A 13,392-nucleotide genomic window follows, 5' to 3' on the forward strand; every position below is an offset into this window, starting at 1 on the left:
GCAAAACCGCCATGCCTTGATGGCACTATACCGTGCGTCCTGAGGCCGTGATACCATTTTGTCCTCTATTCAGGGACTTGGAGAGGCGTTCAGGGATGACACCGCAGGAAAAATACCAGCAGGATCTGCTGCGCCTCGGCCTTGTGGCCGACCCCGCGCAGGGGATGGCGATCAGCAGGCTGGAGCGACTGTATCAGGATTTGCAGCGGAGCCCGACTCCGACCAGATCCCGCGGGCTGTTTGGCTGGTTGCAAAAGCCCACGCCACCGGAGCCTGTCCTTGGTATCTATATGTGGGGTGGAGTGGGTAGAGGCAAGACCTGGCTGATGGATACTTTTTTCGACAGTTTGCCGGGGACGCGCAAGATGCGCAGCCATTTCCACCGTTTCATGCACCGGATCCATGATGAACTTCAAGGGTTGAGCGGCCAACCTGATCCACTCAAACTGGTCGCCAGCAAGCTTGCCAGCGAGACAGACATCATCTGTTTCGACGAATTTTTTGTCTCCGATATCACCGATGCCATGTTGCTTGGCACCCTTTTTCAGGAGCTGTTTGGCCACGGTGTGGTGCTGGTTGCTACGTCAAATATTCCGCCGCAGGATCTCTATCGCAACGGGCTGCAGCGAGCCCGTTTTCTGCCGGCTATCGCGCTTATCGAGCGCCATTGCGAGATACTTAACGTGGATGGTGGCGTCGATTATCGCTTGCGCACGCTGGAGCAGGCCGAGATTTACCACTGTCCGTTGGATGTGCGGGCGAAAAGCAATCTTGATCACTATTTTCAGCAATTAACCGGTGGAAACGAAGCCCGCGAGGGGGGCGTTGAGATCAATCATCGTCAGTTGACGTCACTGGGGATCGGTGAAGGGGTGATCTACATGGAGTTCGAGCAACTTTGTTGTACTCCCCGTTCCCAGAACGACTATATCGAATTGGCCAGACTGTTTCATACCGTCCTGCTGGCCAATGTGCAGCCAATGGGAAATGGCACGGATGACGCGGCCCGCCGCTTTATTGCTATGGTCGACGAGTTCTACGAACGGCACGTTAAACTCATCATATCGGCTGCGGTTCCCATGACAGAACTCTATGGTGAAGGGCTACTGAATTTCGAATTCAAACGCTGTCTTTCGCGGCTTCAGGAAATGCAATCGCACGAATACCTTGCCAGAGAGCACCTTCCTTAGTCACAATACCGCGCCTGCCAGTCGGATGGGCATCTGCGGCAGGTAGGGCTGGGCGAGATTTGCTAGTGTCATGGCAGTGAAATTAGCAGGTGATATTTAAGGCAACTTCACTTATAATCGCCCGGCCCACGTTACAGCTGTCGATAAGACAGCGACACTTTAAGCTTTACTTGTATTCGAAGGGGTACAGGTAGGCCATCGTTTGTTGTTTGTGGGAGAGCCCCCATAAGCAATTGGGTCTGTAACAGGTAATTGGGTTTAACTTAATGAAAACTTTCGTTGCCAAGCCAGAAACCGTAAAACGTGACTGGTACATTGTGGACGCAGAGGGTAAAACTCTGGGTCGTATCGCAACCGAGATCGCTTCTCGTCTGCGTGGTAAGCACAAAGCTGAATATACTCCGCACGTTGACACCGGTGATTACATCATCGTTGTAAACGCTGAGAAGGTACATGTAACCGGTAAGAAATTTACCGATAAAATCTACCATTCTCACTCCGGTTTCCCGGGTGGTATCAAGTCAATCAGCTTCGACAAGCTGATCAAGCGTAAGCCGGAAATGGTAATCGAAGCTGCTATCAAAGGTATGCTGCCGAAGGGTCCTCTGGGCCGTGCCATGTTCCGTAAACTGAAAGTTTACGCAGGCGCCGAGCATGCTCATGCTGCTCAGCAACCTCAAGTACTGGATATCTAATCGGGAACTGGCAACATGGCAGAAAATCAATACTACGGTACCGGCCGTCGCAAAAGCTCCACTGCTCGCGTATTTATCAAAGCGGGTAGCGGTAAAATCATCATCAACCAGCGCTCCCTGGAGCAATACTTTGGCCGTCCGACTGCCCGCATGGTAGTTCGTCAGCCGCTGGAACTGGTTGAGATGACCGAGAAACTGGATCTGTACATCACCGTTAACGGTGGTGGCATCTCTGGTCAAGCTGGTGCGATCCGCCACGGTATTACTCGTGCTCTGATGCAGTACGACGAAACCCTGCGTGCCGAACTGCGTAAAGCTGGCTTTGTTACTCGTGATGCCCGTAAGGTTGAGCGTAAGAAAGTTGGTCTGCACAAAGCTCGTAAGCGTCCGCAGTACTCCAAGCGTTAATTCGCTGCTGGTACTCGCTCTTTCGAGTGTCAAAAAAGCCTGGCAATTGCCAGGCTTTTTTATTGGTAAAATTACCGACATCAATGCTAACCACGCGTCACAAAAGACAAAAATTTGTTTCTTTATTGTTTTCATTGCTCACCTCTCTTTCTTGTCAACTTGTTATATTTTCTTTAAAATTTACCCTGTTTTCTGTGGCGATTGTAAATCCAGCTTCCGCCGCTGTTGTCACAGGAAAAATGGGGAACAGGGACACTATAAGAATGTGCGGAGTCCACATGGGAGAGTTTTTGGATGAGCAATGCGCCAGTTGATACCGGTCGCCGCAGATTTCTTACCTGGTCAACGGTTGCCGTTGGCGGGGTGGGAGCTGCGTTTACCGCAGTGCCGTTTATTAAATCATGGAATCCGAGTGCCAAGGCCAAAGCAGCCGGTGCGCCGGTTGAAGTCGATATCAGCAAGTTGGAACCGGGTCAGCTCATCCGTGTCGAGTGGCGAGGCAAACCTGTCTGGGTGGTGAAACGCACCAAACAGACGCTGGATGCCTTGGCTGCGCATGATGACAAGCTGCGGGATCCCTCATCTGAAGAGCCACAGCAGCCTGACTATGCCCATAACGGCTACCGATCCATCAAGCCCGAGATTTTTGTCGCTGTGGGTATTTGCACCCATCTGGGGTGTTCACCCTCGTATTTGCCGGATAACTTTGGCGAGCAGGTACAGGGAGTCACATCCGGCTTTTTCTGCCCGTGCCACGGCTCCAAATTCGACATGGCTGGTCGTGTGTTCCAGGGGGTGCCTGCACCATTGAACCTGGTCATTCCACCGTACCAATATCTTAGCGACACCACCATTCTGGTCGGTGCCGATGGCAAGGAGGCCTGACCATGTTGAGTAAACTGATGGGCTGGATCGACTACCGCTTCCCGCTCACTGCCATGTACAACGACCACATGGCCAAGTACCCGGCACCGAAAAACCTGAACTTCTGGTACTTTTTTGGCTCTCTGGCGATGTTGGTGCTGGTCAACCAGATCATCACCGGCATCTGGCTGACCATGAACTACAACCCCTCCGCCGAAGGCGCATTTGCTTCGGTTGAGTACATCATGCGGGATGTGGAGTACGGTTGGCTGTTGCGGTATATGCACTCCACCGGTGCTTCTGCCTTCTTTGTTGTGGTTTACATGCACATGTTTCGCGGCATGATTTATGGCTCATATCAGAAGCCCCGTGAACTGCTGTGGATCTTCGGCATGCTGATCTTTCTGGTGCTGATGGCGGAAGCCTTCATGGGCTATCTGCTGCCTTGGGGACAAATGTCCTTCTGGGGTGCCCAGGTCATCATCTCGTTGTTTGGTGCCATTCCGGTCATTGGTGACGATCTGACCCTGTGGATCCGTGGTGACTATGTCATTTCTGGTGCGACCCTGAACCGCTTCTTTGCGCTGCACGTCATCGCGTTGCCGCTGGTGTTGGTGATGCTGGTTGCCATGCATATTCTGGCGCTGCATGAGGTGGGTTCCAACAACCCGGATGGCATCGACATCAAGAAGCATAAGGATGAAAAAGGCTGGCCGTTGGATGCGGTGGCATTCCACCCTTACTTCACGGTGAAGGACATGATTGGCGTGGCAGGTTTCCTGTTCTTGTTCTGCGCCGTTATCTTCTTCAAGCCGGATATGTGGGGCTACTTCCTCGAGAAGCCTAACTTTGAAGTGGCCAATGGGCTGAAGACTCCAGCACACATTGCACCAGTGTGGTACTTCACGCCGTTCTACGCCATTTTGCGGGCGGTACCGGACAAATTGCTGGGTGTCGTTATGATGGGACTTTCCATTGTGGTGCTGTTTTTGCTGCCTTGGCTGGATCGCTGCAAGGTGCGTTCGGTGCGTTATCGCAGCAAGCTGCACAAGCTGAACATCGCCCAGTTTGTGGTTTGCTTCGTGATTCTGGGGATCCTCGGGGTGTTGCCGTCGACGCCGATGCTGACGCTGATTGCCCAAATTTGCACCTTGGGTTATTTCGGGTTCTTTGTCCTGCTGTTCTTCTATAGCAAGAACGAAAGCACCAAGCCGCTGCCGGAGAGGGTTACATTCAAATGAAAAGAATCATATTTGCAGTGCTGACCCTGCTGCCGTCGCTGGTGTTTGCCAATACAGGGGCAGTGCATCTGGACAAGGCTGAGTACGACTTGAGTGATAAGGCCTCCTTGCAGCGTGGTGTGACAACCTTCATGAACTACTGCGCTGGTTGCCACTCGACGCAGTATCAGCGCTACAACCGGGTTGCAGAGGATCTGGGTATTCCTGAAGAGTTGATGAGGGAAAATCTTGTTTTCACCGGCGCCAAAATCGGTGAATTAATGAAGATCTCCATGCCAGAGAAGGATGCTGCCAAGTGGTTCGGTGCACCGCCTCCCGACCTGACGCTGGTTGCCCGAGTGCGGGGGGCAGACTGGATCTATACCTATCTGCGATCCTTCTATGTTGATCCGACTCGCCCATTTGGCGTGAACAACGCCGTATTCCCGTCCGTGGGCATGCCCCATGTGCTGGAGCCGTTGCAGGGAACCCCCCGTGCCGAGTTCGCCACTCACACGGTCGACGGAGTGGAAACCCAGCAGGTTGTCAGTATCAAATCTGACGGTAATGGCGAAATGAATGATGAAGAGTATGATAAGACGGTGCTGGATCTGGTAAACTTCTTGGTCTACTCGGCTGAACCGGTACAACAGGAGCGTGAACGCATGGGCTTCTGGGTACTTGGCTTCATCGTAATCTTCTTCATCTTCACTGTGCTGTTGAAGAAGGAATTCTGGCGCGACGTTCACTAAGCGACCAGAAGTGGGTAATATAATGCACGGCAATGAAGACCAAGATGCTTCATTGCCGTTTCTGCTTTTTAATGACGGGAGGGTTCAATGGCTGTAGCTGCCAATAAGCGTTCGGTAATGACGCTGTTTTCCGGTGCCAACGATATGTTCAGCCATCAGGTGCGTATTGTCCTGGCGGAGAAGGGTGTTAGCGTGGATATCTGCCAGGTTGACCCAGCCAACCTGCCGGATGAGCTGGCCGAGCTGAACCCGTACAACACTGTACCAACCCTGGTGGATCGTGAGCTTGCTCTTTATACCTCACGCATCATCATGGAGTATCTGGACGAACGCTTCCCGCATCCGCCCCTGATGCCGGTTTATCCGGTTGCCCGTGGCAACAGCCGTCTGATGATGCATCGCATCGAGCTGGACTGGTACTCCCTGGCTGACAAGGTCATGGCCGGAACTGATGCAGACGCTGCACGCAACGAACTGCGTGATAATCTGCTGGCCATCGCCCCGATCTTTGGCGAAATGCCTTATTTCATGAGCGAAGAGTTCGGTCTGGTTGATTGCTACATGGCGCCGCTGCTGTGGCGTTTGCCGAGTCTGGGTATTGACCTCACCGGTCGTGGTGCCAAAGAGCTGAAGGCTTACATGGTTCGTTTGTTCGAACGTGAATCCTTCCAGGCATCCCTGACCGAAGCTGAACGCGAGATCCGTTCTGGCGTATGAGTAGCGAGCCAACAATGACCCCGAGCCGCCCCTATCTATTGCGGGCGTTCTTTGACTGGTTGCTGGACAATGACCTGACCCCCCATCTGGTGGTCAACGTCAACCTGCCCCATGTGATGGTACCGATGCAGTTTGCCCAGGATGGGCAGATTGTGCTGAATATCGCGCCTCGTGCCGTGATGCAATTTCACATGGACAATGATGCCATCAGCTTCAGCGCCCGCTTTGGCGGAGTATCCCAGCAGGTTTATATCCCGATGGCGGCTGTGTTGGCCATTCATGCCCGGGAGAACGGCGTGGGTACTATGTTCCCGCCCGAACCTGGTTATGATATTTGGCTGGAGCAGGCCGAGGCTCCGGTGGAGCCAGAGCCCGAACCGCCGCGTCCAAGCGGTCGTCCGACCCTGACAGTGATCAAATAAAAAACGCAGCCGATGGGCTGCGTTTTTTTATGCTGGTTGGGCTCAGTTCTGGGCGAACTCGAATGCCTTGATGACGCGTTTCACACCATCAACGTGGCGGGCAATCTCTACCGCTTGCTCCCCTTCCTGGCGGGTCACCAGCCCAATCAGGAATACTTCACTGTTTTCAGTAACGACTTTGACCTTGGCGCTGTCAAAATTCTTGGTACCGAACATGTCGGCTTTTACCTTGGAGGTGATCCAGGAGTCATTACTGCGGGTGGTCAGGCTGGCCGGTTGTCCGAGGCGCAGCTCGTTGTAGACGTGCCGTACCCCTTCGATACGACCGACAATTTTGCCTGCCTCCAGCTTGTAAACGTCAGAAGGTGTCTGGCCAACCAGCAGGACACGGCCATTGTTGCTGTAGACGCTGATCTTGCTAGTGGCGCTCATTGGCTTGTTGTCGGCCAGCTGGTTGGCGGCTTTCAACTCTATGGTCTGGTCATCCCACTGGGCACTCATGGTGCGACGATCGCCGGAAACCTTGGCGGTCCCCGCGGCACCGCCGACTACCACAGCTGCGCAGCCTTGCAGCAGCAACGAGCCAGCGACGATGCCAAGGATGAGGATCTGCTTGTTCATTGGTTCAATCTTCCTGTTGCGGGAAAAGTGTCTGGTCGATGAGATCACAGAGACAGTGCAGGGTCAACAGGTTCACTTCCAGAATGCGAGGCCGACGGGCGGAAGGGACGCGGATCTCCACATCGTTGGGCCCCAGCAGACCTGCCATCTCGCCACCGTCACCACCGCTCAGCACGACTATGGTCATGTCGCGGGAGAGAGCGGCCTCTGCGGCCTTGATCAGGCTGCGGCTGTGGCCGGAGGTGGTGATCACTACCAGAATATCGCCCGGTTGGCCCAGTGCGCGGATCTGCTTGGCATAGACCTCTTCAAAACCGTGATCGGTGGCGATGGCACTGATGGTGGCCATATCGGCGGTCAGCGCCATGCCGGGCAGGGAAGGGCGCTGGGTTTCGTAGCAGTTGACCAACTCCGAGATAAACAGTTGCGCCAGTGCGGCAGAAGGACCGTTACCGCATGCCAGCACCTTGTGGCCATTGAGCAGGCAGATGGTGATCATCTGGGCTGCCGTATGGATGGCATCCGGCAGCGCCTCGGCGGCAGCTATCTTGGTCTGGATGCTTTCGGTGTAGTTTTCTTTAATGCGGTCAGTCATAGGGTCCTCTTAAAATGCGTTCTGGATCCAGTCTGGCTGGTCACCCTCGAACGCGATCACATCGAATCGGCAGGCCTGATGAGCCTCGTTGATGGCATGTTGCTTTAAATAGTGGCGCGCTGCCAGCACGATCTTGCGCTGCTTTGCGCGGGTGACCGAGCTGGCGGCTCCGCCATGGCTGCTGTTGGCCCGGTAGCGCACCTCAACAAACACCAGGGTCTGGCCCTGGTGCATGATGAGGTCTATCTCACCGCCACGACAGCGATAGTTGCGAACTACCGGTTGCAGGCCACGTGCTTGCAACCAGCGTTCAGCCACTAGCTCAAAGTGCTGTCCCTTGGGTGTCGCTGAGGGGAACAGGCTCTGCAATTGCTGGCGCATCCGTTTCCATAGCTCCTTCACTGGATTGCTCCTCCAGTTGCTGAACAGCGTTCTCATCGACCAGCTTGCCGTTCTGGTAAGTGCCCCAGCTCAGTATCCGCACGATATTGCCCTGGGCGTCCACGCTCAGTTGGCCGCTCATGCCAGCCTGTTGCATGCCACCGACCTTGCGCATCTGTTGCAGGTTTTCTGCCAGACTCACGGCATCGTAACCCATGGCAAACAGACGCAGCAGGTCACCCTGGATCTGTGGCCACAGTAGCGCAATCTGTTCGCGCTGGGTTTCATAACCGCCAAGCAGCAGCGGCATGTCCCCGATCCGCATGCCATTCAGCTCGGATGCGACTTCGGTGGCGGCGCTGTCGTAGCCACGGGAGCTGCTGTAGATGGGCAGGCTGCCCATCGGATTGACCGAGACATCCACGTAGGGCTTGATCATCCGGGTTTCCAGGCTGTTGGCCACCACATAAACGGCATCTATGCTGCGCGGTGCGGCATCAGAGAGTTGCACCACCTCGCCAGCACGGGCAGTCGAGCGGCCGCTCAGGGCGTTCTTGACCATTCCCTGCACTTCATTGCGGGCGCCAAAGGTGGCAACAACCGGCTTATCCTGGCTCAGGGGCGCCCAGCTCTGCTCGAAAGCCTTGATGCTGCCATAGCCGATCCGCCCCTGGGCGGCAATCAGCAATGGCTTGCGGTAGCCTTGCGCGTAGAGGTACTGGGCGGCCTGCGCGGCATCGGCAGCGGCTGAGAGGGAGAAATAGTAAGTGGTGTCGTTGACGATTGGCTTGTCCAGCTCGTTGAGCGCCAGTACCGGCACGGTCGGATTGGCCTGGAGCAGTGCCTCGACCCGATCTTTGAGCAGCGGGCCGATAATCATGTCTGCTCCTTCCTGGATCGCCTGCTTGTAAAGATCGCCAATCGCCTTGCTCTGGGTGTCGTAGAAGTTCAGGGTGAATTGCCCCTGATTCTCCTTGTAAGACATCAGCATGCCGTTGCGAATGGCGGATCCTTGCGGTTCCAGGTTCCCGGAGAGCGGCAGCAGCACGGCAATCTGCTGCACCGAGGTACTGGCAGTGGTAGCCAGATCGCCCAATCCTGCTGGCATATCCTTCTGGGCCGGATGGTTGGGGAAGTCACGCTTCCAGCCTGCCAGCTGACGGGCCAGCAGGTTTGGCTGGGCGCCAAACTCATTGACCAGTGCCGCCAGTCGCAGCCAGCCAGTGGTCACGTCAGGCGCCTGGGCCTCTTCCAGCGCTTGCAGGGTGGAGGGGGTCATACTTTTCAGCAACGACCAGATCTGCTGATGGTTGGTCGCCTGTTCGCTCTGATTGAGGTAGGGCTCCAGTGCAATCAACGATTTGGCTGCACCAAACTTGTTGTTGATATCGAGCTGCAGCACCACGCGCTGGCGATACCAATCCTTCTGGGTATCGGCATCCAGCACCACCTCAGGTTTGCCTTCCAGCAGGATCAGCGCCTGATTGGCGTGGCCCTGTGCCAGCAACAGATGGGCTTGCAGCAGTTGCAGCTGCGCCTTCTGGGCGGGGTCCTTGGCCTGCTTTTGCAATTGCTGGAACAGTGCCGAGGCCGGTTTGGCCTGGCCCAGCGCCAGATAACTGCGTGCCGCCAGCATCTGCCAGGTAAAGGCTTCGGCCGGCTTGGCCGGGTCCACCTGCTCAAGATACCACTGGGCATTCTTGGTCAGATTGGAGAACGCAGAGGGCATGCCTGACTGCCCTGAAGGTTGATTGGGCTCCGACGCACAGGCGGCGAGCAGTACTGCCGCGAGTATGATGCCGAAGAGTCGTGATACACTTAGCTGTTTTGTAACCCGGTTCAAGTTCATTCCCCGACCAGTGTTGAAGTTAGCCATAGTGTAAACGGGCCAATATGGCGACACAATTGTCGGGACACTCGGAGATCCCATGAGTGACATCCCAACCCTGTATATAGTCCCCACTCCGATCGGCAATTTGGCGGATATCACCCAGCGTGCATTAAACATTTTACGCAGTGTTGATCTGGTGGCCGCTGAAGATACCCGACATACCGGTATCCTGCTCAGCCACTACCAAATCTCGGTGCCGACCTTCGCTCTGCACGACCACAACGAGCAGCAGAAGGCCGATGTGCTGATCGGCCGGATCAAAGAGGGCAAGAGTGTTGCGCTGGTCTCCGATGCTGGCACCCCGCTCATCAGCGATCCCGGTTACCACCTGGTCACCCGCTGTCGCGAGGCAGGGGTCAAGGTGGTGCCGCTGCCCGGCCCTTGCGCTGCCATTACCGCCTTGAGCGCGGCCGGTCTGCCCACCGATCGTTTTGCCTTCGAAGGCTTCCTGCCCGCCAAGAGCAAAGGCCGTGACGATCGTCTGCAAGCGGTTATCGAAGATACCCGCTCGCTGGTGTTCTACGAATCGCCGCGTCGGGTGCAGGATACCGTTGAAGCGATTGCGCGCATTCTCGGTGAGCGTCAGGTGGTGGTGTGCCGCGAACTGACCAAAACCTTTGAGTCGATCCACGGCCTGCCTGCCTCCGAAATGCTGACCTGGCTTGGTGAGGATGATAACCGTTGTCGCGGCGAGATCGTGTTGGTGGTGGCTGGGGCCAATAAGCATGAAGAGGACCTCCCTGCCGAGGCGATCCGCACGTTAGGGCTACTGGTCACTGAATTGCCACTGAAAAAAGCTGCCGCCCTGACCGCAGAGATCCACGGTGTGAAGAAGAATGCCCTCTACAAATACGGCCTTGAGCACTATTGAGCCGATGAAATAGGCCAGCAGACTGTTTTCTGACCTGTGCAATCCCCCGAACCGGCGAGCATTCAGCCTGTAAACGGGGGCCAAAGCGCGATAAATGGCTGTAAACGGGAATTGCCGGTTTACCCCGTGCGTATCGCAAGGCTATAATCCGCGCCTCGGAGTTGGCTGGGCAATCGCTGCTTCGTCGTTGTGTCCCTCGGGACAGACGGGCGGAGGGGAGGAAAGTCCGGGCTTCACAGGGCAGGGTGCCAGGTAACGCCTGGGGGGCGCGAGCCTACGACCAGTGCAACAGAGAGCAGACCGCCGATGGCCCGCAAGGGATCAGGTAAGGGTGAAAGGGTGCGGTAAGAGCGCACCGCGCGACTGGCAACAGTTCGTGGCACGGTAAACTCCACCCGAAGCAAGACCAAATAGGCCCCTATTGGCGCGGCCCGCGTTGGGGGCGGGTAGGTTGCTTGAGCCAGCGAGCGATTGCTGGCCTAGAGGAATGATTGCTACCCGGGGCAACCCGGTACAGAACCCGGCTTACAGGCCAACTCCGACCTCATTCCGCGTGAACCATCACGTTAAAATCCCGGTGCCTAACGGCACCGGGATTTTTATTATTCACGTCGAGATGCACCGCATGGCGGCTTTCTGGAATTTGTAATAAAGTTCTAACCCTTTTTGGTCGATATAGGTCGGCTGGACTGTCTGTATCTATCACACTGCTGGCCTGATGAGCGACCCTGTGGCAGTAAGGCGAGATGAAATGGTTAAGGTGGATTATTAATGTCATCAAGCAGCGCAATGCTCACACCTTCCCGGCTGCTTAGCGCAGAACGGGGCAGAACCCTGCCTCATTATGATCTGTTGGGTGTAGAGCGGGTTAACCACGCCCGCTTGAAACAGGTCAATGGCCAGTTGAGCACATTTTCCCTGCAGGCTGCGAGTTGTATGGCCCAGCTGTTCAACAGCGCGGAGTGCGAACTGAATTATGGCGAGTTCGCCTTTTCCGGTCCGGCAGAGACTGCCGACGCCCATATTTGGGTAGAGGCGAGAAGTCCGCTTGAACCACAGCGCGCCGTCTATTTCTCGATCGCCCCTCTGGTTATCTATCGCCTGGCGGTCCTCTTTTTCGGTGGCACCTTGCAGCAAAAAGAGGAACCCGTTCAGTCAGGCAAAGGACTGACCGATACTGAACAGCGGCTGTTATTGCGGCTTTGCCAGTATCAGGTTGATATCTGGTGTGCTTGTCTGGGGTTGGGTGATTTGAAGTGGCAGGTGCATGTCGTGCCGCGGGATTCTATCGCCCACCGCCAGCTCTGGACCACGCAGGCAACCCTGCAGGCAGGTAATTGCACGCACCACTGGCAGATGTGGCTGCTTCCTCCTGAGGAGTCCATTTCTCCGGTCAGTCAGTCATTGCCGGAAGGTCAGCTGGAACAGGCTCTGACTCATGTCCCGGTACGTCTGCGGGTGGTGATGGGACAGTTGTCCATGACGCTGGCGGATCTTGAGTGTCTCAAGGTGGGTGATGTGTTGTCACTGGACTTGCCTGAAGTGGTGCCAGCATTGATTGGCAGCCGTCCCTGCTTTAGTGGACGAATCGCAGAACACAAAGGCAGCCTGGTCTATCAGGTTGCGACGGTTGTAGAGGAGTAAATCGAATCATGAGCGAGCACAATATGAATGATCCACTGGATCTGGATGGACTGGATCAACTGTTTGGTGACGGCATCAGCATGCCCAGCGCAGCAGACTACATGGCGCCAACCAGTAGTAGCAAACAGCGGGATCTCTCCTTCTTTCGCCAGATCCCGGTCAAGGTAACGCTGGAAGTGGCCAGCACCGAAGTTCCTCTCGGCGATTTGATGCGAGTGGAAGAGGGGGCTGTGATTGAGCTGGACAAGCTGGCGGGTGAACCGCTGGATGTGCGGGTTAATGGCCGTCTTCTGGCCAAGGGCGAAGTTGTCGTCGTGAATGGCAAATATGGTCTGCGCCTGGTCGATGTGATCGATACCAACCTGCTGGGTGGCATGGACGACTGATGCGTTATCTGCTGCTGACGCTGCTGTTATTTTCGCTGCCCGGCTGGGGCGCGGACATGACCCTGTTCTCGGTATCGCCAGGCGCTTCAGGGGGCGAGGACTACAACATCAAGTTGCAGATCCTCTTCTTCATGACCCTGCTGGGTCTGCTTCCGACCTTGTTACTGATGATGACCAGTTTTACCCGGATCATCATAGTACTGGCCATATTGAGACAGGCACTTGGCTTGCAGCAGAGTCCTCCCAACCGGGTGTTGATCGGCATCAGTCTGATCCTGACTGTGGTGATTATGCGTCCGGTCTGGACGGACATGTATCAGAATGCATTTGTCCCTTATGACCAGAATGAAATAACCCTGTCAGAGGGGATCGCCAAGGCAGAAAAACCCCTGCGCAAATTCATGCTGGCCCAGACCCGTGAACCGGATCTGGAGCAGATGCTGCGTATCTCTGGCGAACCAACAACGGTTGCCAAGGAGGATGTCCCTTTCGGGGTGCTGTTGCCCGCGTTTGTTTTGAGTGAGTTGAATACCGCATTTCAGATTGGCTTTATGCTGTTTATCCCCTTTCTGGTGATCGATTTGGTGGTTGCCAGCGTCTTGATGGCGATGGGTATGATGATGCTCTCCCCGCTGATCATCTCGTTACCCTTCAAACTGATGGTGTTTGTGCTGGTCGATGGCTGGTCGATGACCGTCGGCACCCTAGCCGCCAGCTTTGGTGGGGGAGGCTGAT

16 protein-coding genes and 1 other RNA gene are annotated in these 13,392 nt (G+C 55.6%); 13 read left to right on the top strand and 4 right to left on the bottom strand.

Annotated features, from left to right (window positions below; genetic code table 11):
- Positions 1-95: 95 nt before the first annotated feature.
- The 8 genes from zapE to BN4575_RS12350 all read left to right on the top strand — a co-directional run bounded on the left by zapE (position 96) and on the right by BN4575_RS12350 (position 6,268).
- On the top strand, positions 96-1,190 hold the full coding sequence (gene zapE / locus BN4575_RS12315; RefSeq protein ID WP_068978371.1) for a cell division protein ZapE: 1,095 nt from the start codon (positions 96-98) through the stop codon (positions 1,188-1,190).
- Positions 1,191-1,456: 266 nt separating this feature from the next.
- Positions 1,457-1,885: a 50S ribosomal protein L13 gene (rplM, locus tag BN4575_RS12320; protein WP_042019612.1), complete on the top strand. Its 429-nt coding sequence runs from the start codon at positions 1,457-1,459 to the stop codon at positions 1,883-1,885.
- 15 nt (positions 1,886-1,900) lie between these two features.
- Positions 1,901-2,293, top strand: coding sequence for a 30S ribosomal protein S9 (rpsI, locus tag BN4575_RS12325; RefSeq protein WP_042019610.1), 393 nt, complete (start codon positions 1,901-1,903; stop codon positions 2,291-2,293).
- A gap of 294 nt (positions 2,294-2,587) precedes the next feature.
- Positions 2,588-3,178, top strand: coding sequence for a ubiquinol-cytochrome c reductase iron-sulfur subunit (petA, locus tag BN4575_RS12330; protein WP_042019608.1), 591 nt, complete (start codon positions 2,588-2,590; stop codon positions 3,176-3,178).
- A gap of 2 nt (positions 3,179-3,180) precedes the next feature.
- A complete protein-coding gene (locus tag BN4575_RS12335; protein WP_068978372.1) occupies positions 3,181-4,398 on the top strand; it encodes a cytochrome b in 1,218 nt (405 codons plus the stop codon).
- Positions 4,395-5,129, top strand: coding sequence for a cytochrome c1 (locus BN4575_RS12340; protein ID WP_042019606.1), 735 nt, complete (start codon positions 4,395-4,397; stop codon positions 5,127-5,129). The genes BN4575_RS12335 and BN4575_RS12340 overlap by 4 nt, the downstream gene beginning before the upstream one ends.
- A gap of 87 nt (positions 5,130-5,216) precedes the next feature.
- A complete protein-coding gene (gene sspA, locus BN4575_RS12345; protein WP_068978373.1) occupies positions 5,217-5,846 on the top strand; it encodes a stringent starvation protein SspA in 630 nt (209 codons plus the stop codon).
- Positions 5,843-6,268: a ClpXP protease specificity-enhancing factor gene (locus tag BN4575_RS12350; RefSeq protein ID WP_042019602.1), complete on the top strand. Its 426-nt coding sequence runs from the start codon at positions 5,843-5,845 to the stop codon at positions 6,266-6,268. Before sspA ends, BN4575_RS12350 begins: the two co-directional genes overlap by 4 nt.
- Before the next feature lie 42 nt (positions 6,269-6,310).
- On the opposite strand, the gene dolP is transcribed toward BN4575_RS12350, so the two are convergent.
- From dolP to BN4575_RS12370, 4 genes are read right to left on the bottom strand one after another with little or no spacing between them, the layout of a single operon-like run.
- The gene (gene dolP, locus BN4575_RS12355) at positions 6,311-6,889 is read right to left on the bottom strand and encodes a division/outer membrane stress-associated lipid-binding lipoprotein (RefSeq protein ID WP_042019599.1); all 579 of its coding nucleotides are present in this window, start codon (positions 6,887-6,889) and stop codon (positions 6,311-6,313) included.
- 4 nt (positions 6,890-6,893) lie between these two features.
- Positions 6,894-7,484, bottom strand: a complete 591-nt coding sequence (locus tag BN4575_RS12360; RefSeq protein ID WP_042019598.1) for a D-sedoheptulose-7-phosphate isomerase — start codon at positions 7,482-7,484, stop codon at positions 6,894-6,896.
- 9 nt (positions 7,485-7,493) lie between these two features.
- Positions 7,494-7,865, bottom strand: coding sequence for a YraN family protein (locus BN4575_RS12365; RefSeq protein WP_068978374.1), 372 nt, complete (start codon positions 7,863-7,865; stop codon positions 7,494-7,496).
- Positions 7,807-9,594 (bottom strand): penicillin-binding protein activator, encoded by a 1,788-nt coding sequence (locus BN4575_RS12370; RefSeq protein ID WP_068978375.1) that lies wholly within the window; start codon positions 9,592-9,594, stop codon positions 7,807-7,809. The genes BN4575_RS12365 and BN4575_RS12370 overlap by 59 nt, the downstream gene beginning before the upstream one ends.
- A gap of 199 nt (positions 9,595-9,793) precedes the next feature.
- Here BN4575_RS12370 and rsmI point away from each other — a divergent pair, with 199 nt between their 5' ends.
- The 5 genes from rsmI (at position 9,794) to fliP (ending at position 13,391) form a co-directional block, all read left to right on the top strand.
- On the top strand, positions 9,794-10,627 hold the full coding sequence (rsmI, locus tag BN4575_RS12375) for a 16S rRNA (cytidine(1402)-2'-O)-methyltransferase (RefSeq protein ID WP_042019593.1): 834 nt from the start codon (positions 9,794-9,796) through the stop codon (positions 10,625-10,627).
- Positions 10,628-10,784: 157 nt separating this feature from the next.
- Positions 10,785-11,171, top strand: an RNA gene (gene rnpB / locus BN4575_RS12380) — RNase P RNA component class A.
- 227 nt (positions 11,172-11,398) lie between these two features.
- On the top strand, positions 11,399-12,271 hold the full coding sequence (gene lfiM, locus BN4575_RS12385) for a lateral flagellar motor switch protein LfiM (protein ID WP_176716433.1): 873 nt from the start codon (positions 11,399-11,401) through the stop codon (positions 12,269-12,271).
- Between the two features lie 8 nt (positions 12,272-12,279).
- Positions 12,280-12,657 (top strand): lateral flagellar motor switch protein LfiN, encoded by a 378-nt coding sequence (gene lfiN, locus BN4575_RS12390; RefSeq protein WP_068978376.1) that lies wholly within the window; start codon positions 12,280-12,282, stop codon positions 12,655-12,657.
- Positions 12,657-13,391, top strand: a complete 735-nt coding sequence (gene fliP, locus BN4575_RS12395; RefSeq protein ID WP_005336248.1) for a flagellar type III secretion system pore protein FliP — start codon at positions 12,657-12,659, stop codon at positions 13,389-13,391. The genes lfiN and fliP overlap by 1 nt, the downstream gene beginning before the upstream one ends.
- The last annotated feature ends 1 nt before the right edge of the window (position 13,392 follow it).

The sequence above is a fragment of the Aeromonas sp. EERV15 genome, assembly GCF_900079845.1.
Classification (GTDB): Bacteria; Pseudomonadota; Gammaproteobacteria; order Enterobacterales; family Aeromonadaceae; genus Aeromonas; species Aeromonas sobria.